The 17,539-nt window shown below is 68.8% G+C and carries 22 protein-coding genes; 9 read left to right on the top strand and 13 right to left on the bottom strand.

The genetic code is table 11. The features are described 5' to 3' along the window. The first annotated feature begins 27 nt into the window (after positions 1 to 27). Positions 28 to 351 carry a DUF7882 family protein gene (locus tag SOM19_RS16635; protein WP_320487696.1) on the top strand — a complete coding sequence of 108 codons (324 nt, stop codon included), beginning with the start codon at positions 28 to 30 and terminating at the stop codon, positions 349 to 351. A gap of 7 nt (positions 352 to 358) precedes the next feature. On the opposite strand, the gene SOM19_RS16630 is transcribed toward SOM19_RS16635, so the two are convergent. Further along, positions 359 to 805: a MarR family winged helix-turn-helix transcriptional regulator gene (locus SOM19_RS16630; protein ID WP_320487695.1), complete on the bottom strand. Its 447-nt coding sequence runs from the start codon at positions 803 to 805 to the stop codon at positions 359 to 361. A 124-nt stretch (positions 806 to 929) separates the two neighbouring features. Between SOM19_RS16630 and SOM19_RS16625 the strand changes: the two genes are divergently transcribed. From SOM19_RS16625 to helR, 3 genes are all read left to right on the top strand, one after another. Next, the gene (locus SOM19_RS16625) at positions 930 to 1,220 is read left to right on the top strand and encodes a hypothetical protein (RefSeq protein WP_320487694.1); all 291 of its coding nucleotides are present in this window, start codon (positions 930 to 932) and stop codon (positions 1,218 to 1,220) included. A 151-nt stretch (positions 1,221 to 1,371) separates the two neighbouring features. Continuing rightward, positions 1,372 to 1,698, top strand: coding sequence for a DUF7882 family protein (locus tag SOM19_RS16620; RefSeq protein ID WP_320487693.1), 327 nt, complete (start codon positions 1,372 to 1,374; stop codon positions 1,696 to 1,698). Positions 1,699 to 1,840: 142 nt separating this feature from the next. Then, a complete protein-coding gene (gene helR, locus SOM19_RS16615; RefSeq protein ID WP_320487692.1) occupies positions 1,841 to 3,973 on the top strand; it encodes an RNA polymerase recycling motor ATPase HelR in 2,133 nt (710 codons plus the stop codon). A gap of 29 nt (positions 3,974 to 4,002) precedes the next feature. Here helR and SOM19_RS16610 read toward each other — a convergent pair whose 3' ends face one another. The 3 genes from SOM19_RS16610 to SOM19_RS16600 are packed head-to-tail and all read right to left on the bottom strand — an operon-like array spanning position 4,003 to position 7,374. Further along, the gene (locus SOM19_RS16610; RefSeq protein WP_320487691.1) at positions 4,003 to 4,998 is read right to left on the bottom strand and encodes a carbohydrate ABC transporter permease; all 996 of its coding nucleotides are present in this window, start codon (positions 4,996 to 4,998) and stop codon (positions 4,003 to 4,005) included. Further along, positions 4,995 to 5,981 (bottom strand): carbohydrate ABC transporter permease, encoded by a 987-nt coding sequence (locus SOM19_RS16605; protein WP_320487690.1) that lies wholly within the window; start codon positions 5,979 to 5,981, stop codon positions 4,995 to 4,997. The genes SOM19_RS16610 and SOM19_RS16605 overlap by 4 nt, the downstream gene beginning before the upstream one ends. A 1-nt stretch (position 5,982) precedes the next feature. Beyond that, positions 5,983 to 7,374: an extracellular solute-binding protein gene (locus SOM19_RS16600; protein ID WP_320487689.1), complete on the bottom strand. Its 1,392-nt coding sequence runs from the start codon at positions 7,372 to 7,374 to the stop codon at positions 5,983 to 5,985. A gap of 286 nt (positions 7,375 to 7,660) precedes the next feature. On the opposite strand from SOM19_RS16600, the gene SOM19_RS16595 reads away from it, so the two are divergent. Further along, the gene (locus SOM19_RS16595; protein ID WP_320487688.1) at positions 7,661 to 7,996 is read left to right on the top strand and encodes a DUF7882 family protein; all 336 of its coding nucleotides are present in this window, start codon (positions 7,661 to 7,663) and stop codon (positions 7,994 to 7,996) included. Beyond that, positions 7,993 to 8,268, top strand: coding sequence for a hypothetical protein (locus tag SOM19_RS16590; protein ID WP_320487687.1), 276 nt, complete (start codon positions 7,993 to 7,995; stop codon positions 8,266 to 8,268). Before SOM19_RS16595 ends, SOM19_RS16590 begins: the two co-directional genes overlap by 4 nt. Positions 8,269 to 8,280: 12 nt before the next feature. Here the strand turns inward: SOM19_RS16590 and SOM19_RS16585 are convergent, their stop codons facing one another. Further along, a complete protein-coding gene (locus tag SOM19_RS16585) occupies positions 8,281 to 9,456 on the bottom strand; it encodes a zinc-dependent alcohol dehydrogenase (protein WP_320487686.1) in 1,176 nt (391 codons plus the stop codon). Positions 9,457 to 9,685: 229 nt separating this feature from the next. Between SOM19_RS16585 and SOM19_RS16580 the strand changes: the two genes are divergently transcribed. Beyond that, positions 9,686 to 10,099, top strand: coding sequence for a CBS domain-containing protein (locus SOM19_RS16580; RefSeq protein ID WP_320487685.1), 414 nt, complete (start codon positions 9,686 to 9,688; stop codon positions 10,097 to 10,099). Here the strand turns inward: SOM19_RS16580 and SOM19_RS16575 are convergent. The 6 genes from SOM19_RS16575 to SOM19_RS16550 form a co-directional block, all read right to left on the bottom strand. After that, complete coding sequence (locus tag SOM19_RS16575) at positions 10,026 to 10,832, bottom strand: ABC transporter permease (protein WP_320487684.1); 807 nt, start codon at positions 10,830 to 10,832, stop codon at positions 10,026 to 10,028. The two genes, SOM19_RS16580 and SOM19_RS16575, sit on opposite strands and share 74 nt — an antisense overlap. After that, positions 10,832 to 11,647: an ABC transporter ATP-binding protein gene (locus tag SOM19_RS16570; protein ID WP_320487683.1), complete on the bottom strand. Its 816-nt coding sequence runs from the start codon at positions 11,645 to 11,647 to the stop codon at positions 10,832 to 10,834. Before SOM19_RS16570 ends, SOM19_RS16575 begins: the two co-directional genes overlap by 1 nt. Further along, a complete protein-coding gene (locus tag SOM19_RS16565) occupies positions 11,644 to 12,018 on the bottom strand; it encodes a DUF1048 domain-containing protein (protein ID WP_320487682.1) in 375 nt (124 codons plus the stop codon). Before SOM19_RS16565 ends, SOM19_RS16570 begins: the two co-directional genes overlap by 4 nt. A 2-nt stretch (positions 12,019 to 12,020) precedes the next feature. Next, positions 12,021 to 12,374 (bottom strand): PadR family transcriptional regulator, encoded by a 354-nt coding sequence (locus tag SOM19_RS16560; RefSeq protein ID WP_320487681.1) that lies wholly within the window; start codon positions 12,372 to 12,374, stop codon positions 12,021 to 12,023. Between the two features lie 159 nt (positions 12,375 to 12,533). Further along, positions 12,534 to 12,815 (bottom strand): GlsB/YeaQ/YmgE family stress response membrane protein, encoded by a 282-nt coding sequence (locus tag SOM19_RS16555; protein ID WP_320487680.1) that lies wholly within the window; start codon positions 12,813 to 12,815, stop codon positions 12,534 to 12,536. Positions 12,816 to 12,941: 126 nt separating this feature from the next. Then, positions 12,942 to 13,889 (bottom strand): LysR family transcriptional regulator, encoded by a 948-nt coding sequence (locus SOM19_RS16550; protein WP_414683663.1) that lies wholly within the window; start codon positions 13,887 to 13,889, stop codon positions 12,942 to 12,944. A gap of 76 nt (positions 13,890 to 13,965) precedes the next feature. Here SOM19_RS16550 and SOM19_RS16545 point away from each other — a divergent pair, with 76 nt between their 5' ends. Continuing rightward, the gene (locus SOM19_RS16545; protein WP_320487678.1) at positions 13,966 to 15,702 is read left to right on the top strand and encodes an L-aspartate oxidase; all 1,737 of its coding nucleotides are present in this window, start codon (positions 13,966 to 13,968) and stop codon (positions 15,700 to 15,702) included. Here SOM19_RS16545 and SOM19_RS16540 read toward each other — a convergent pair. Next, positions 15,654 to 16,184 carry an SRPBCC family protein gene (locus SOM19_RS16540; RefSeq protein WP_320487677.1) on the bottom strand — a complete coding sequence of 177 codons (531 nt, stop codon included), beginning with the start codon at positions 16,182 to 16,184 and terminating at the stop codon, positions 15,654 to 15,656. The genes SOM19_RS16545 and SOM19_RS16540 overlap by 49 nt on opposite strands. 5 nt (positions 16,185 to 16,189) lie before the next feature. Further along, complete coding sequence (locus SOM19_RS16535; RefSeq protein WP_320487676.1) at positions 16,190 to 16,924, bottom strand: hemerythrin domain-containing protein; 735 nt, start codon at positions 16,922 to 16,924, stop codon at positions 16,190 to 16,192. Between the two features lie 252 nt (positions 16,925 to 17,176). Here SOM19_RS16535 and SOM19_RS16530 point away from each other — a divergent pair, with 252 nt between their 5' ends. Then, positions 17,177 to 17,527: a LysR family transcriptional regulator gene (locus SOM19_RS16530; RefSeq protein ID WP_320487675.1), complete on the top strand. Its 351-nt coding sequence runs from the start codon at positions 17,177 to 17,179 to the stop codon at positions 17,525 to 17,527. Positions 17,528 to 17,539 lie beyond the last annotated feature (12 nt).

Below are 17,539 nucleotides of genomic sequence, written 5' to 3'. Positions count from 1 at the left end.
CCGCGCCGCACCGTCTACGGTGCAGACGTGGGAAGACTGATTTACGGCAGCGACGGTCAATCGTTGGACATCGACGATCGGGCGCTGGCGCACCTGCGGGTCGTCTTCATGAACAAGCTGCGGCGTGCCGAGCCGTTCCTCTTCCACCACACCGAGGCCTCTGGGCTTCGGAGCCTGTGGATCCATCCGGCCGTCCCCATCGTCTTCCACTTCTACGGGAGCCGCCAGCCGGCGCTGAACCGGGAATGGGTCGAGAGCCTCATGATCGCCGCCAGCGGGGCCCACGGGCTGAGCGTTTTGCCCGAGCCGGCCGCCGCGACGCCGGCGCCGAACGACCAGGTGCCCGTCTAGCCCTCGCTCACAGGCATTCGCCGTCCACGGCCTCGGTGACCGCCTCCAGGAACCGGGCGACGTGATCGGCCTCGCGCTCGGTCAGCCCACCGGCGAACTCGCGGATCCGCGCGGTGAGCGGGTCGATCTCGTCGATGTCCGCCGAGCGGTCGACAGGCACCACGCGCTTGCTGCGGCCGTCGTCGGGATTGCGCTGGAAGGTGATGAGGCCTCCTCCGCGCAGGCGATGAAGGATCCCGGTCATCGACGCTGTGGCCAGGCCGAGGTGCTCGGCGATCTCGGTGGGGGTGGCGGGGCTTCCGTCGTCGGCGCGCTCGAGGATGTAGCGCATCGCCGCCCGCGCGGTCTCGCTGGGACCGCACTGCGTCTGACGCCGGCGTGCCAATCGAGCTTCGGCCAGGCGGAGCCGTTCCACGGCGAGGGCGGCGGTGAGTGTCTTCTCTTCTACGGGCATGGATCCTCGCTACCGGGGGCCGCAATGGGTGTCAACCCCCTCGACCCCGAATCGACCTCGACCCGATGCTTCCAGGGTCGGAAAGCGCCTGCGGGCGGAGCCCCAGGAAGCAGAGGAAATCACCATGACCGCGGATGCCATACACCGCCTGGAACTCGTCCCTCTGGGCGAGCGCACCTGGCGGGTCTGCGACCATCGCACGACGGACGACCAGCATGAGACGCTGATCGCCTCCGTGGAGCAGCTCTCCACGGGCGGGTTCGAGACGGTGTGGGTGAACGACCTTCCACGAGTCGAGGAGTTCCCCTCGCTGGGTGACGTCCTGGTTGCGGCGGCCCACCGGCTCTCGGCGCATCGGCGGACGGATTCCAAGCCGATCCCCATCCCGCATCGCGCACCGATTGCGGCTCGCTGAGTGCGGGTGAGGACCCTCGGCGTCCCTGCGCGCCGAGCCATTGCCGCCGCCGCCTCCGGCGAGGACAATGAGGCGCAGACGGCGCAATCCCCGGCGGGCCTGGCGGAACCTCTGACGGTCGTGCGGTCGCGGGCGGCATGCGGAGGGCGCCATGGGTAAGTTCGTCTACGAAGGCACCGTGAAGGTCGACTTCGACGACCGGACGCTCGCACACCTCCAGCTGGTGATCGGCACGAAGCTGCGACGCGGCGAGCCCTTCCACTTCACGTGGAAGGACGATGCGAGCATCGGCAACGGGCGCACGACCGTCTGGATCCATCCGCGGTGCTCGTTGATGTACAAGTACTACGGCAGCCGCAGACCCCGGCTCAACATGGCGTGGATCGATGCCCTGGCGTACACGGCCAACTCGCCGACGGGACTGTACCTCGTGCCCGAGCCGAGCGGCCCGGCGACGGGGGAAGTGGAGTCGCTCTAGTCGGCATCCCGTCCCCTTCCATTATCCCGGACGGAGGGGGGCTTGCGGCAAGGCCCCCTCGGTACGGCAGAATCGCAGGTCGCGCCGCGAATCGGGCACCGACGACCCCTCCTCGTGCGCGACTGGACCCGGGAGCCGCCGAGTGACCACCACCGCCCTGTTCGACCTGCCCGAGGGCCTCGCGACCAAGAGCGACCCGCGGCTCATCGCCGACGACGAAATGCACCTCTCGGCGATCGCCGCGGCGCTGGAGCAGCAGATCGCCGATCACTCCGCCCGGCTGGAGGCCTGGCGGCGAGCCGCGGCGGGAGCCGGATCGCAGGCACTCGAGCGCGACCTGGAGATCCACCGCCTCAGCGCCCGCCTGCGCGCCCTTCGGCGGTTCGGCGCGGAGCTGTGCCTCGGCCGCATCGTCGGCGGGCACGGCGAGGAGCCGGTGTACATCGGACGCTTCGGACTCACGGACGGCGAGGGCCGCCACCTCCTCGTCGACTGGCGGGCGCCCGCCGCCGCGCCGTACTTCGCGGCCACGTATGCCCAGCCGATGGGTCTGATCAGCCGCCGACGCTATCGCTGGGGCGGCGGCCGGATCCGTGACTACTGGGACGAGGTGTTCACCCTCGACGGTGCGCGCGACGGCGTCGCCCTCGACGACGAGTCGGCGTTCATCGCGAGCCTCGGCGCGAGCCGCTCGCCGCACATGCGCGATGTGCTCAGCACCATCCAGGCCGATCAGGACGCGGTCATCCGCGCGGGCTCCGAGGGTGCCCTGGTGGTGGACGGCGGTCCGGGAACGGGAAAGACCGTGGTGGCGCTGCACCGGGCGGCCTACCTGATCTACTCCGACCCCCGGCTCGGCGCGGGTCGCGGCGGAGTGCTGTTCGTCGGGCCCCACGAACCGTACCTCGCGTACGTCGCGGATGTGCTCCCCAGCCTCGGTGAGGAGACGGTGCAGACCTGCACGCTGCGTCACCTCGTGGCCGAGGGCGCCGGCGCGGGTGCGGAGACGGACCCCGATGCTGCGCGGCTCAAGGCGGACACCCGCATGGTCGACGCCATCGAGCCCGCCGTGCGGCTGTACGAGGAGCCTCCCGTCCATGAGTTGACCGTCGAGACCCCGTGGGCGGAGCTCCGGCTGACCCCCCAGGATTGGGCAGAGGCGTTCGCCTCGCCCGAGCCCGGCACCCCGCACAACGAGGCGCGCGACCAGGTGTGGGACACGGTGCTCGACATCCTCACCGACAGGTTCCCGGACGAGGACGTGCCGCTGCACCTGGTGCGTCGCGCCCTCGCGCGGAGCGAGGAGCTCACCCGCACCTTCAACCGCGCGTGGCCGCTGGTCGAGGCATCCGTCCTCGTCGCAGACCTGTGGTCGGTGCCGGCGTATCTCCGCCGCTGCGCCCCCTGGCTCACCGCGAACGACGTGGCGACGCTGCAGCGCCAGGACCCGGGGGCCTGTACGGTCTCGGACGTGCCGCTCCTGGATGCCGCGCGCCGTCGCCTCGGCGATCCCGCGGCCTCGGTGCGCCGCCGCCGCCGTGAGGCGACCCTCGCCGCGGAGCGCGAGTACATGTCGCAGGTCGTGGAGCGGCTGAAGGAGGCGGGCGACGAGATGCTCCAGTGGCTCGACGGCGATGACCTGCGGAACAGCCTCGTCGACGAGGCCGCGCTCCCCTCGCTCGACCCCGACCTGCTCGCCGGTCCGTTCGCCCACGTCATCGTCGACGAGGCGCAGGAGCTGACGGATGCCGAGTGGCTGATGCTGATGCGGCGGTGCCCCTCGCGCAGCTTCACGATCGTCGGCGACCGCGCTCAGGCCCGGCACGGCTTCACCGAGTCCTGGGAGAACCGGCTCGGACGGATCGGGCTCTCCTCGGTCGAGCTGGCCACCCTGCGGATCAACTACCGGACACCCGAAGAGGTCATGGTCGAGGCCGAGCCGGTCATCCGCACGGCGGTCCCGGACGCGAACGTGCCGACCTCGGTCCGCTCGACCGGCATCCCGGTGCGGCGGGCCTCGGTGGCCGATCTGGGCGGCGTGCTGGACGAGTGGCTCCATGCGCATCCGCAGGGCGTCGCGTGCGTCATCGGCGACCCGCGCTTCCCCGAGAGGGAGCGGGTGAGGTCACTGACCCCGGCGAGCGCGAAGGGCCTCGAGTTCGACCTCGTCGTGCTCGTGAACCCGGACGCGCTGGGTGACGGCATCGAGGGGGCCGTCGACCGCTACGTGGCGATGACGCGCACGACCCAGGAGCTCGTGATCCTGCGACCGTGACGGTCGCGCACTGGTCGGGCGGAGCCGGCTCAGCCCTTGAGTCCCGAGGTGCTGATCCCCTGGATGATCTGACGCTGACCCACGAAGAACACGATGATCATCGGGATGGTCGCGATGACGCTCGCCGTCACGATGATCTCCCAGTGCCACTCGCCGCCGAACCCGAACGCGTCCACGAGCGACTTGAGGCCTCGCGGAATCGTGAAGGTGGACGAGTCCCGCAGGTAGATGAGGGCTCGCATGAGGTCGGTCCACACCGCCTGAATCTCGAACACCAGCGTCACCGCCAGTGCCGGCTTCGTGAGCGGGAGCGCGATACGCCAGAAGACGGCCCACTGGGATGCCCCGTCCACGCGCGCGGCATCGAACAGGTCGCGCGGCAGCGCGAGCATGAACTGACGCAGCAGGAAGATGTAGAAGGCGCTTCCGAAGAGATTCTGCGCCCACAGCGGGGTCAGCGTGCCCACGGCGCCGAGGGAGTTCCAGATGAGGAACGTCGGGATCATGGTGACGGCGCCCGGCAGCATCATGCTCGCGAGCACGAAGCCGAACAGCACGCCGCGGCCCCGGAACCGGAAGTACGAGAATCCCCAGGCCACCATGGCGCTCGAGAGGGTCACGGTCACCGAGGCCAGGACCGTCACGATGAGGGTGTTGAGCAGCCACAGTCCCAGCGGCGCCTCCTGCCAGACGTTCACGTAGTTGTCGAGCGTGAACGTCTTGGGGATGAGGCGGTTGTCGAACACTTCGCCGCGCGGCTTGAACGAGGCGCTCACGAGCCACACGAACGGATAGGCGAACACCACCGCGAGCACGCTCAGCGCGATCACCCGGGAGACCTTGAGCGCCTTGTGCACCCCCGGCCGGGATCCCACCGGCAGCGTCGCGCGCGCCGGCTCGCGCGGAGGCGACTGGCCGTCGTCCGAGCCCAGCCCCGACTTTCCCGCCGGCGTCGCCGGCTCGCCTCGAGCGGGATCGGGTTCGCGCTCCTGGTCGCGGACGTTCGGAGGCAGCACGCCGGTCATTTCGCCGCCTCGCCCTCGTAGTAGACCAGCCGCCGGGAGACGATCAGCTGGATCCCGGTGACCACCATGATGATGAGGAAGAGCAGCCACGCCATCGCAGACGCGTACCCCATGTGGAGGAACTCGAACGCCTGCTGGAACAGGTAGATCACATAGAAGAGCGCGGCATCATTGCTGTACGTCGTGTTGCCCGAACCGAAGAAGGCCGTATACGCCTCGTCGAATGTCTGCAGTCCGGCGATGGTGTTGACGATGACGATGAAGAAGATCGCCGGGCTGATCATCGGCATCGTCACGCTGAAGGACTGCCGCCAGAAGCCGGCGCCGTCCAGGCGGGCCGACTCGTACAGCTCCTCCGGCACGTTCTGCAGGGCGGCGAGCAGGATGATGATCGAGGCGCCGACGGTCCACAGGCTCATCATGATCAGGCCGGGCTTGACCCATGCCGGGTCGGTGGTCCACGACGGCCCGTCGATGCCGAACCACCCGAGCACCGTGTTGATGAGCCCGTTCTGCCCGTTGAAGAGCAGGAGGAACAGGATGCCGATCGCGACCGGCGGCGTCATCTTGGGGAGGAAGAACACGGTGCGGAAGAACCCGGAGGCCCGCCCGGCACGGTTGAGCAGCAGTGCGAGCGTCAACGACACGGCGACGTAGAGCGGGATCTGCACGAGTGTGAAGAAGAAGGTGTTGGCCAGCGCGAGTGCCACCTTCGGGTCGGAGAGCAGGGTGGCGTAGTTCTCGAAGCCCACGAACTGCGGATCGTTGATGACGTCGTAGTCGGTGAACGACAGGTACGCGCTGTACAGCAGCGGCCACAGGGTGAACACGAGGAACCCGATCACCCACGGCGACAGGAAGAGGAGGGCGGTCAGGAAGTTCCGCCGCATCGCCCGACGGTGCGACGGGCGGTGAGCGGCGTCGACGGGCGCCCCGCGCTCGGCCTTCCGTGACCGCGGGGTGACCGCCGTCGCGCCCGACATGTCAGCCCTCTTCCTCGAGCTTCGCCCAGCCCTCGTCGAGCGCCGTCTGCGCCTTCTGCTGGGCCTCCGCAAGCGCCTCCTCAGGGCTCGCCTGACCGTTGAGCACCGAGTTGACCGCGTCCTGCAGGGCGCTCTTGAACTCCGCGTCCGCGGGGTTGGCCGGGAGCGAGAACGTGGCCTCATTGGCTTCGTACATCTTGGCGATGCCGGTGTCCCAGGGTTCGCCGCCCTCGGTCACCATGCCCTGGATCGCGGCGTCGGCCTCGGCGTTGCCGGTGAGGATGCCGGTGAACGGCTTGCCCTCCTCGGTCCTCACATCGATGCGAGCCTGAGCCGCGGTCTGCCATGCCTCCGGTGAGGTCATCACGCGAGCCCAGCGGCAGGCAGCACCGGGGTTCGCCGTACCCGAGGGAATGGCCCACGCCGACCCCGAAGCGTAGGCGATCGGCGCCCCGCTGGTGTCGCGCACCGTGTCGAAGGCGAGCGGAGCATCAGGCGACACGTCGTTGAGCACGTTGATGTACCACTGCTCCATCGGCATAGCGCCGAGCGAGCCGACGGCGAACTGGTTCCCTTCGCCGAAGAAGTCGGCCGAGTCCCGGAACGCCTTCACCGCGCTGAACCCGCCCTGGTCGTCGTAGATCGAGACGGCCCAGGTCAGCGCCTCGACGACGGCCGGGTCGTCGAGGTTCGCCGTGCGACCGTCTTCGGAGATGAGGTCGACTCCGTTGGCCTTGGCCCACAGCGGCATGAACTCCGGCAGCTTGCTGTCGACGCCGATGACCGACAGCCCGCCGCCCTCGGACTTCGTGAGCGCCTTGTTGGCCGCCGACATCGCCTCCCAATCGGACCCGTTCACGTCGTCGAGAGTCAGGCCGGCCGCGTCGAGCAGATCGGCGTTGGCCATGGTGAGCTGAACCGTGTTGAACTCGGGGATGCCGTACACGGTGCCGTCGAGCGTGACCTGCTCGAGCGCCGGTCCGACGAACATCCCGGTGTCGATCCCCTCGCCCTCGATGCAGTTGGTGAGCGGGATGATGGCCCCACGCGCGGCGAGGGAGCCGATCTGATCGCGGTTGGCGTAGAGCAGCTCGGGCGGTTCCCCGCTGGCCACCGACGAGAGGAACTGCTGCAGGTCGAGGTCTCCCTCGATGAGCTTGACATCGACCCCCGTGCCCAGTTCCTCCTCGGCCAGCGCGACGCGGGACGTCGCCACTTCGTCGACGCCGGAGAAGCCCATGACGCTCAGCGGGCCCTCGAGTTCGGCGCCGCTGTCGTACGATCCCTCGTCGGCGCCGCCGCCCGTGCCGACCGCGCACCCGGTCACGAGGAGGGCCGCTGTCGCCGCCGCGGCGGCAACGGGCAGGCGCCAGGGGCGTGCTGTGTGAGTCATCTCGGTTCCCTCCGTCGGGCCCTCGGAGAAGTGGGCGGTGGGGTGAAAGTAGAACGGCGCCACGGAGGCACCGAGGGGCTTGACGAGAACCGGGAACGGGCCTATCGTCGGCCGGCCGGCCATCGGCGGCTGACGCCGGGCCGGTCCCCCGCTTCCGGCTCCGACTACAGGGACGCTGTCGGCGTGTCAAGGTGTTGGCACGGCGGTCTCGCGCTGTCAGGGTGAACGTGACGGCCGAGGTCTCGCACACCGTGCGCCTCGTTGCCGGCGGGATCGGAGAAGGCCGATGGGCAAGTTCATCTACGAAGGAACCGTCAAAGTCGACTTCGACGACAGAACGCTCGCCCACCTGCAGATCGTCATCGGGACGAAGTTGCGCCGTGGAGAGGCGTTCCACTTCAGCTGGAAGGACGATGCGAGCATCGGAGACGGGCGGACCACCGTCTGGGTGCATCCCCGCTGCTCCCTCGTGTACAAGTACTACGGCAGTCGGCGGCCGCCGTTGAACATCGCCTGGATCGACGCGCTCGCCTTCACGGCGAACTCTCCGTCAGGCCTTCACGTCGTGCCCGAACCGCCTGAGGGCTCGGTCGGCCGGGAAGAAAGGGGGGCCCTCCTGTGAAGCGCATCGACATCATCTACGGGAACGAGCACTACAGCGTCGGCGGGCGGACTCTCGAGTCGCTGACCCAGGAGATCGCCGAAGGGCTCGCCTCCGGACACGGCTGGCTGCAGGTGAACGACGGTGAGGGCGCCCCACGCGTGGCCTACCTGCTGCTGACGCCCGGAGTGAACCTCTCCATCGTCCCGATCCCCGACACCGCGACCCCGGATCATGACGGCTCCGAGCCGCTGGCCGACGACCCCGAGGCCGACGTCGCACGAAGCACGTGAGGCGCGGGCCCGTCAGGCCGGCTGCAGCACGACCTTGATGCAGCCGTCCGCCTTCTTCTGGAAGGTCTCGTAGAGAGCCGGTGCCTCCGCGAGCGGAGCCCGGTGGGTCACCAGGCTCTGCGTGCCGAGGGGGTCGGCCGGGTCCTCCACCAGGGGCAGCAGGTCGTCGATCCACCGCTTGACGTTGCACTGTCCCATCCGCAGGGTCAGCTGCTTGTCGAACATCGTCTTCATCGGCATGACATCGGCGTCGCCGGCATACACGCCGCTGATCGAGACGGTGCCGCCGCGGCGCACGAGCTCGATCGCGCTGTGGAGCGCCGCCAGGCGATCGACACCGGCGTGCACCATGAGCGGCCTCGCGAGGGCATCCGGCAGCACCGCCAGCGCGCGGTGTCCGGCCTTGACGATCGGATTGCCGTGGGCCTCCAGGCCGACCGCGTCGACGACCGCATCGGGCCCTCTCCCCTCTGTCACCGAGCGGACGCGCTCCACGAGGTCGTCCTCCTCCCACGCTTCGATTCCGTGGCGGCAGGCGAGCTCTCGCCTCTCGGGCACATCGTCGATCCCGATCACGCGATAGCCCCGGTGCCGTCCGATGCGGGCGGCGAACTGACCGACCGGTCCGAGCCCGAGCACGACCAGCGTGCCGCCGTCCGGCACCGCCGCATACTCGACCGCCTGCCACGCGGTCGGCAGGATGTCGCTCAGGAACAGGTAGCGCTCGTCGGGAAGGTCCTGATCGAGCACGATGGAGTTGTAGTCGGCATACGGCACGCGGAGGAGCTCGGCCTGGCCCCCGGGCACCTGCCCGTAGAGCTTGGTGTACCCGAACAGCGCGGCGCCGGTGCCGTACTCGGTGACCTGCGTCGTCTCGCATTGCGACTGCAGCCCGCGGCGGCACATGAAGCATTCGCCGCACGCGATGTTGAAGGGGATCACGACTCGCTCCCCGACGTGGAGCCGCTGCACGGCCGAGCCGACCGCCTCGACGACCCCCATCGCCTCGTGGCCGAGCACGTCGCCGCTGTCCAGGAACGGACCGAAGAGCTCGTAGAGGTGCAGGTCGGAGCCGCAGATGGCCGTCGACGTGACGCGGATGACGGCATCCGTCGGCTCTTCGATCCGCGGATCGGGGACATCGACCACCGCAACCTTGCGATGCCCCTGCCAGGTGAGGGCCTTCATGGTCTTCCTCTCGTCGCCGGCGGCATGCCGCAGCGGTGGCCGGATGCCGCCACCGTACGAGCCATCCACACGGTTCGCGCAGGCGGTTGACCCCGGCCGCGCGATCGCGTTAGGCCGCCCCTGGCACCTCCGCCGCGGTCCGGTACGCGCGACATCGCGCACTGTCAAGGCCCTGCGCGCGGAGCGTCCACCGCTTCTACGTTCGCCGCACCAACGGAAGGAACCGATGATGACTGTCGCACGAGAGATCATGACTCCGGACGCGCGCTGCGTCGGAGAGAACGAGACGCTGGTGGATGCCGCCCGCCTGATGGCGTCGCTGGACGTCGGCGCACTGCCGATCTGCGGCGAAGACAAGCGGCTCAAGGGGATGGTGACGGACCGCGACATCGTCGTGAAGTGCCTCGCCGAGGGCGGAGACCCGGCGTCCACCACCGCGGGGTCGCTGGGCAGCGGCAAGCCGGTGACGATCGGCGCCGACGACGACATCGAAGTGGCCCTGGAGATGATGAAGCGGCATCAGGTGCGGCGACTGCCGGTGATCGACGGCCACGACCTCGTCGGGATCATCAGCCAGGCCGACATCGCCCTCTCGCTCTCGGCCTCCGACGTCGGCGAGACCGTGGCCGAGATCTCCGAATGACACCCGAGGAGACGACGACGAGGATCACCACGAGCCAGGCGAGCGCGACCCAGATGTCGGTGCCGACGGGCTCCTGGGCGAACAGCGAGCGCATCGTGTCGACGATGGCCGTCACAGGCTGGTTCTCGGCGAACCAGGCGACGGGGCCGGGCATCGACTCGGTGGGCACGAACGCGGAGCTGATGAACGGCAGGAAGATCAGCGGATAGCTGAACGCACTCGCGCCGTCCACGGTCTTGGCGGAGAGCCCCGCGATCACGGCGATCCAGGTCAGGGCGAGGGTGAAGAGCACCAGGATGCCGATCACCGCGAGCCACGCGCCGAACGATGCGCCGGTGCGGAAGCCCATGATCAGCCCGACGCCGATGACGACCGCGATCGACACGAGGATGGCGACCAGTGACGTGAAGACGTGGGCCCAGAGCACACTGGAACGGGCGATCGGCATGGACTGGAACCGCTCGAAGATGCCGCCCTGCATGTCGAGGAACAGCCGGTACGCGGTGTAGGCGATGCCCGACGCGATCGTGATCAGCAGGATGCCCGGCAGCATGTAGTCGATGTACGACTCGCTCGACCCGGTGTCGATGGCGCCGCCGAAGACGTACGTGAACAGGAGCATCAGCGCGATCGGCGTGACCGCGGTGGTGATGATCGTGTCGGGGCTGCGCAGGATGTGGCGCAGCGAGCGGCCGGTCAGGACGCCGGTGTCGCTCAGGACGTGCGTGGTCATCAGGGTTCCTTTCGTGTCGCGAGGGCGTCGTCGGCATCGCCGGGTTCGGTCTCGCCGGTGTCGCCGACGAGGGCGAGGAAGACGTCCTCGAGGGACGGCTGCTTCTCGACGTACTCGACCGTGGCGGGCGGCAGCAGACGCTTGAGCTCGGCGAGCGTGCCGTTCTGGATGATCGTGCCCTTGTGCAGGATCGCGATGCGGTCGGCGAGCTGCTCGGCCTCGTCGAGGTACTGCGTGGTCAGCAGCACCGTGGTGCCGCCCTTGGCGAGCTCCTTGACGGTCTGCCACACCTCGATGCGCGCCTGAGGATCGAGGCCTGTGGTCGGCTCGTCCAGGAAGATGACCGGCGGGTCGCCGATCAGGCTCATCGCGATGTCGAGCCGCCGGCGCATGCCGCCCGAGTAGGTGGCGGCCTTGCGGCCGCCGGCCTCGGTGAGCGAGAAGCGCGCGAGCAGGTCGTCCGCGATCGCGCCGGGGTCCTTCAGGTGCCGCAGCCTGGCGACGAGCACCAGGTTCTCCCGGCCGCTGAGCACCTCGTCGACGGCGGCGAACTGGCCGGTCAGGCTGATCGACTCGCGCACCTGGCCCGGGCTGGCGGCGACATCGAAGTCGTTCACCGTCGCGGTGCCGGCATCCGCCTTCAGCAGTGTCGACAGGATCCGCACAACCGTGGTCTTGCCCGCGCCGTTCGAGCCGAGGAGCGCGAAGATGCTCCCCGCTGCCACATCGAAGTCGACGCCTTTCAGCACGTGAAGATCCTTGAACGACTTCTCGATGCCCTGTACGCGGATGGCGGCATCGTTGGTGGAGGTCATCGATCGTCCTTCGAGTCGAGGCTGCGGATGGTATCGGTGAGGCGCGTGCGCTCTTTGTCGATCCATCGCTTGCCCGCGTAGGCGGCGGCGAACACCTCGGCGAATTCGACCGGATCGTCGCCGACGATCTCGTTGACGGGCGTCTGATCTGCGGCTGCGCGCTCCCACAGGTCAGCGAAGTCGTTCAGCATCGTGATCATGACGGCCGGATCGCCGTCGGTGATGCCGCCGTTGTACATGAAGTAACGCTCGAAGGCCATCGCGGCCTTCTTGTAGGGCTCGGGCAGCGCCGCGATGCGGGCCTTGTACTGCCGGTATGCCTTCTTGTCGTCGAGCGACCCGGTGAGGAACTCGATCCACTTTGCGGCCATGATTACTTCTCTCCTTCGTCTGTCTGGTTCATCTGCTCGTGGTGAAGCTGTTCGATGCGTTCCGAGAGGAAGCTCCATGTCCTCCAGAACTCTCCGAGCTGTTCGCGCCCGCTCGCGTTGAGCGAGTACACCTTGCGCGGCGGTCCCTTCTCGGAGGGGACCTTCACGACATCCACGAAGCCCCGCTGCTCGACGCGGACGAGCAGCGCGTACACGGTGCCTTCGACGATGTCGGCGAATCCCTGCTCGCGCAGCCGTGCCGTGATCTCGTACCCGTATGCGGGCCGCGCGGCGACGGTCGCGAGCACGATGCCCTCGAGGGTGCCCTTGAGCATCTCCGTCATCTGACTGCCCATCACTCTCCTTCCGATCTACTCTGTGATGCTGACTACCACTAGACGGTAACACTGAGTACCGGTACTTAGCAACACCAGATACCGAATTTGCCGAACTGCGCCGGCGGGCGCACGACAAAGGCCCGTGCTCGATGAGCACGGGCCTTCGTCAGCAGCGGGTCAGGAGCGCGTGACGCTGTTCCGACGCGTGAAGAAGACGTACAGTCCCAGCACGATGATGGCGCCGATGATGGAGCCGATGATGCCGGCCGGCTGCAGGAAGCCGTCGTTCGCGTCGCTGCCGAAGATGAGGAATCCGAGGAATCCTCCCACGAACGAGCCGACGATTCCGAGGACGATCGTCAGAAGGATGCTCATGCTCTGCTTGCCTGGAATGAGCGCGCGGGCGATGAGTCCTGCGATGAGGCCGATGACGATGAGGCCGAGGATGGTCCAGAGCATGTTTCTCTCCCTTTTGGTTCGGATCGCCGACGGGTGTGCGGCGATCCACTGTGAGGCGGACATCAAGCTAGCAGGATGCTGAGATCAACGGCCGGATCTACACATCACGGTTTTGACCCGGTATTATCACGGCCGCATCGCCCCGGCCGGTGTCGCCACCTGCATGGTCGATGACCGCCGATCCGCCAGCGCCGCCGCGGTGCGCGCAATCGTCCGCTGCATCACACCCACAGCGGCGGTGGGCGCCATGCCCGCCACACGCGCGATGCTGATCGTGCGCGTGAGCGTGGGCTCGACCAGCCGGACCGACCGCAGCCCCGGACGCTCGACGACCACCATGGCCGGCACGATCGCGACGCCGATGCCCCGCTCCACGAAGCGGATCACCGCATCCATCTCTGCCCCGTCGATGACCGCCTTCGGCGTCAGACCCGCGGCCTGGAACGCGGCATCCGTCGTACGGCGCAGGTCGTATGAGGAGGCGAAGACCACCTGCGGAAGGTCGGCGAGCTCCGCGAGACGGATGCTGTCTGCCCGCGCCACGGGCGGTGCCGCGCTGGATGAGATGACGACGAGCTCCTCGACCAGCAGCGGCGCGACGGCGAAGCGCTCGCCCGCAGCACCGTCGGACGTGGTGATGAGCGCGAGGTCGAGCTGCCCGCCGGCCAGTTCCTCGAGCAGGTGCCGGGAGCCGTGCTCCGAGATGTGCAGCTCGATGGCGGGGTGCGCGGCGTGGAATGCGCTCAGCACCTCCGCGACCAGGCTGATGCACAGGGTTGGAGTCGCACCCAGGCGCACGCGGCCGCGGCGGAGCCCGGCGAGCTCGTCGATCTCGCGGCGCACGGATTCGGCATCGGCCATCATGCGACGGGCCAGCGGAAGCAGCGTCTCCCCCGCGGTGGTGAGCGTCGTGCCGGTGCGGGCGCGATGGAACAGTTCGGCACCAAGGTCCTGCTCCAGCACAGCGATCTGCCGACTCAGGGACGGCTGTGCGAGACGCAGCCGCTCGGCGGCGCGCGTGAAGTTGCCGATCTGAGCGACCGCGACGAAGCTGCGCAGCTGTTCCAGGTTCATGGTCATAGCGTACGGCTATCGGCTGGAGTGAAAAGACTCATTGGAGTTATGGATCGGCTCCGCTTAGCGTCGAGGCATGACAGTTTCCGAGCGCCGGCTCTCCACCACCGTTCTCGTGATCGGCACGGGAGGCTCCGGGTTGCGCGCAGCCATCGAACTCGCCGAGGCGGGAGTCGACGTGCTCGCGCTGGGCAAGCGCGCGAAGTCCGACGCGCACACCTCCCTCGCTGCCGGCGGCATCAACGCCGCCCTCGCCACCATGGACGCCGACGACAGCTGGCAGCAGCATGCCGCCGACACGCTCACGGAGAGCTACCTGCTCGCCAACCCCGAGACGGTCGAGATCGTCACCTCCGGGGCGGCACGGGGCATCGAGGACCTGGAACGCTACGGCATGCCCTTCGCGCGGGAGGACGACGGGCGGATCTCGCAGCGCTTCTTCGGCGCGCACACCTACCGTCGCACCGCGTTCGCCGGCGACTACACCGGGCTCGAGATCCAGCGCACGCTGATCAACCGAGCGGCGCAGCTGCAGGTGCCCATCCTCGACACCGTGTACGTCACTCGCATCCTCGTGAACGACGACGGCGTCGTCTTCGGCGCCTACGGCTTCGACCTCGAAGACGGCACGCGGTACCTGATCCACGCCGATGCCGTGATCCTCGCCGCCGGCGGCCACAACCGGATCTGGCGCCGCACCTCGTCCCGGCGCGACGAGAACACCGGCGACTCGTTCCGGCTCGCCGTCGAAGCCGGCGGACGCCTGCGCGACCCCGAGCTCGTGCAGTTCCACCCCAGCGGCATCATCGAGCCGGAGAATGCCGCCGGGACCCTGATCTCCGAAGCGGCGCGCGGCGAGGGGGGCATCCTGCGCAACGGCCTGGGTGAGCGCTTCATGCACAAGTACGATCCCGAACGGCTGGAGCTGTCCACGCGCGACCGCGTGGCCCTGGCCTGCTACACCGAGATCAAGGAGGGCCGCGGCACCGCGAACGGCGGCGTCTGGCTGGATGTCTCGCACCTCCCGCGCGAGACGATCATGACCCGGCTCCCCCGGGTGTACCAGACGATGCTCGAGCTGCAGATGCTCGACATCACGAAGGATCCGATCGAGATCGCCCCCACCGCCCACTACTCGATGGGCGGGGTCTGGGTCCGCTCGTCGGACCACGGCACGGACGTGCCGGGCCTGTACGCGATCGGCGAGGCCTCGTCGGGTCTGCACGGCGCGAACCGCCTCGGCGGCAACTCGCTCATCGAGCTGCTGGTGTTCGGGCGGATCGTCGGTCAGGCGGCGGCCGCCTACTCGGGGTCCCTCCGGGCCCAGGTGCGCTCCGGGTCGGCCGTGGCCGCTGCGCGCTCGGAGATCGACGTTCTCCTCGCGTCGGACGGGCAGGAGAACGTCCGCGCGCTGCAGCGGGCGATCCGAGACACCATGACCGAGCACGCGGGCGTCGTGCGCTCTGAGGCAGGGCTGCGGGCCGGGCTGGCCGAGCTCGACGCGATCGAGGCACGCATGGCACACGTCGGCGTGCACCCCGACATCGCGGGATTCCACGACCTCGCGCACGCGTTCGATCTGAAGTCCGCGGCGCTGGCCGCCCGCGCGACGCTCGAGGCGGCGCTCGAGCGACGGGAGACCCGCGGATGCCACAACCGCTCGGACTTCCCCGACACCGATCCCGATCTGCAGGTCAATTTGGTGTGGTCGCCCGGGACGGGCGTGGTGCGCGAGGCGATCCCGCCGATTCCGGACGAGATCGCTCAGCTGATGCGGGACGAAGTGTCGGTGGCGGGGAAGCTCGTCGAGTAGGGCCGAGATTCCCGAGCATCCGGCCTCCCTCCCGCCCGGTGGCGACGGTCCTCTTCGTCGAGGAGCCGAGTGAGACCGAAGAAGTCGCGCATCAGGATCCACTCCCAGGCGATGGCGGGGAGGAGTGCAGTGAGCCCCAGCCAGCCGGCGATGTCACCCTCGTACTCGGCGCGCATCCGGGTGCCGCCGTTCTCCGGCAGGCAGACATACTCCACGCGGGAGTTCCAGGGCGACGTCGAGTGCCAGACGACGCGCCGTCCCGGCTCGATGCTCTCGAGCACGTCGGCGAACCGCACCCGGAACGGACCGATGCGGTCGACGGCCCACCAGCGGCTCCCCACATCCGGAGGAACATCGCCGATGAGCTGGCGAAACGCCACAGCCGGCGCGAAATCCGGCCAGCGCGCCGGGTCGGCGAGATACCGGAACACGCGCTGCGGCGGGTGAGGCAGGTGCACGTCGAGCACCACGCGCTTCCACATGGCTGTCACACCATCGCCGGAACCGGACGATCGGGGTAGAGGTCCCGCATCGCGCGGTCGTACTGCCTCTTCAGCAGCAGGGCGTACAGGATCCGAATCGGCGCCGGGATGTTCGCGCGCATCCACTCCCGACGCTCATCCTGCGGAACACTCGCGATCAGCAGGCCGGCCTGCAGCGCCATGATGTCGTTTCCGAGGTCCTTGCGATGCGAAGCCAGGGTCGCTCGCGTGTGCTCCTCCATCCAGTCCCACTCCTGTTGAGAGAGGACGGCGCCGGCGACGGGCATGATGTCGTCCTCCTCCTGCCCGAGATGCGTGTTGAGCGCGTCCCGCAGGACTTCGATGTCGGCGGCGAACGCCTCCCCTCGGGCAGGGTCTGCCGACGTCATCCAGGGCTTCAGCTGCGGCTCGATGCGAGACAGCATCGCGGCCACCTGGGCATGCTGCGCCCGCATCTGATCGACGTGCGCTGCGCATCCCGGGTCCCTGATCGTCAGCCGGTCCCAGAGCGCCGCGTCCTCCGTCTCGTGGTGCATGTGGAGTGCGAAGAAGTCGAGGTGCGCGTAGCGGCCGACGACCGCGGCCCGCTCGGTGTCCCCCGGCTTCACCTCGCGAATCAGCCCCGGCAGCTCGCGGTAGAGCCATCGGAAGATCCGGTGCACGAGGATGAGTCCCGAGGTGTCGCACCCCGCGTGCTGCCCTTCGGGCATCGCTCCGGACGAAGGCAGTTTGGTGACCATGTCTCACTCCCCAGTGTCATCCGCCGACCACCGGGATCGACAGCACCAGTGGCGCGGACGGTCGAACGATACACCCGCGACCGGCGCCGGGACAGTACCCCGACGGTGCGAGCGGCACTCGGAACGAACCCCAGCGCCCTGGCTCGCGCGTCGCGAAGCCCCCGGGGCGCGTAGCCTGGGCAGGCCGCGCCGAGCGTCCCGTCCATCGGCGCTCGACTCGAACGGGTCGGCACCCACACACGAGAGGTACCCGTGAAGCTCGCAGACCTCAGCCGGTTCGTCGCCCTCGTGGGCGCCGACTTGCACTTCCCCCGGGCGGCCGACGCCCTCGGGATCCCGCTGGCCTCCCTCCACTCCTCCATCGAGAAGCTCGAGGCCGAGGTGGGGCATCCGCTATTCGTCCGCACCAAGGCCGGGCCGGCCTTGAGCCCGGCGGGGACGCTCCTGCTGGAGGAAGCCGCCCAGCAGATCGCCGCGGCACCTGCCCCCGCGCCGAAGCAGATCGCCCCGGCGGGCGGCAAGGCGAAGGCCTCGAAGGGCAAGGGCCGCGCGCCGGCCGTGAAGGGCCAGCCGAAGCCGTTCAAGAAGCGCCAGGGTCGCTGACCGACCCCGCGC

Source organism: Microbacterium sp. CFBP9034, assembly GCF_034045255.1.
In the GTDB taxonomy this organism is placed as follows: Bacteria; Actinomycetota; Actinomycetes; order Actinomycetales; family Microbacteriaceae; genus Microbacterium.
This window is presented reverse-complemented; position numbering and strand designations above follow the sequence as displayed.

Coding starts and splice junctions, on each gene's coding strand:
- SOM19_RS16575 (WP_320487684.1), bottom strand. CDS start 10,832: ATGACCACGCACGTCCTGAGCGACACCGGCGTCCTGACCGGCCGCTCG.
- SOM19_RS16600 (WP_320487689.1), bottom strand. CDS start 7,374: ATGACTCACACAGCACGCCCCTGGCGCCTGCCCGTTGCCGCCGCGGCG.
- SOM19_RS16620 (WP_320487693.1), top strand. CDS start 1,372: ATGGGTAAGTTCGTCTACGAAGGCACCGTGAAGGTCGACTTCGACGAC.
- SOM19_RS16630 (WP_320487695.1), bottom strand. CDS start 805: ATGCCCGTAGAAGAGAAGACACTCACCGCCGCCCTCGCCGTGGAACGG.
- SOM19_RS16605 (WP_320487690.1), bottom strand. CDS start 5,981: ATGTCGGGCGCGACGGCGGTCACCCCGCGGTCACGGAAGGCCGAGCGC.
- SOM19_RS16555 (WP_320487680.1), bottom strand. CDS start 12,815: ATGCTCTGGACCATCCTCGGCCTCATCGTCATCGGCCTCATCGCAGGA.
- SOM19_RS16540 (WP_320487677.1), bottom strand. CDS start 16,184: ATGTGGAAGCGCGTGGTGCTCGACGTGCACCTGCCTCACCCGCCGCAG.
- SOM19_RS16560 (WP_320487681.1), bottom strand. CDS start 12,374: ATGGGCAGTCAGATGACGGAGATGCTCAAGGGCACCCTCGAGGGCATC.
- SOM19_RS16570 (WP_320487683.1), bottom strand. CDS start 11,647: ATGACCTCCACCAACGATGCCGCCATCCGCGTACAGGGCATCGAGAAG.
- SOM19_RS16610 (WP_320487691.1), bottom strand. CDS start 4,998: ATGACCGGCGTGCTGCCTCCGAACGTCCGCGACCAGGAGCGCGAACCC.
- SOM19_RS16565 (WP_320487682.1), bottom strand. CDS start 12,018: ATGGCCGCAAAGTGGATCGAGTTCCTCACCGGGTCGCTCGACGACAAG.
- SOM19_RS16580 (WP_320487685.1), top strand. CDS start 9,686: ATGACTGTCGCACGAGAGATCATGACTCCGGACGCGCGCTGCGTCGGA.
- SOM19_RS16550 (WP_414683663.1), bottom strand. CDS start 13,889: ATGAACCTGGAACAGCTGCGCAGCTTCGTCGCGGTCGCTCAGATCGGC.
- SOM19_RS16625 (WP_320487694.1), top strand. CDS start 930: ATGACCGCGGATGCCATACACCGCCTGGAACTCGTCCCTCTGGGCGAG.
- SOM19_RS16585 (WP_320487686.1), bottom strand. CDS start 9,456: ATGAAGGCCCTCACCTGGCAGGGGCATCGCAAGGTTGCGGTGGTCGAT.
- SOM19_RS16595 (WP_320487688.1), top strand. CDS start 7,661: ATGGGCAAGTTCATCTACGAAGGAACCGTCAAAGTCGACTTCGACGAC.
- SOM19_RS16545 (WP_320487678.1), top strand. CDS start 13,966: ATGACAGTTTCCGAGCGCCGGCTCTCCACCACCGTTCTCGTGATCGGC.
- SOM19_RS16535 (WP_320487676.1), bottom strand. CDS start 16,924: ATGGTCACCAAACTGCCTTCGTCCGGAGCGATGCCCGAAGGGCAGCAC.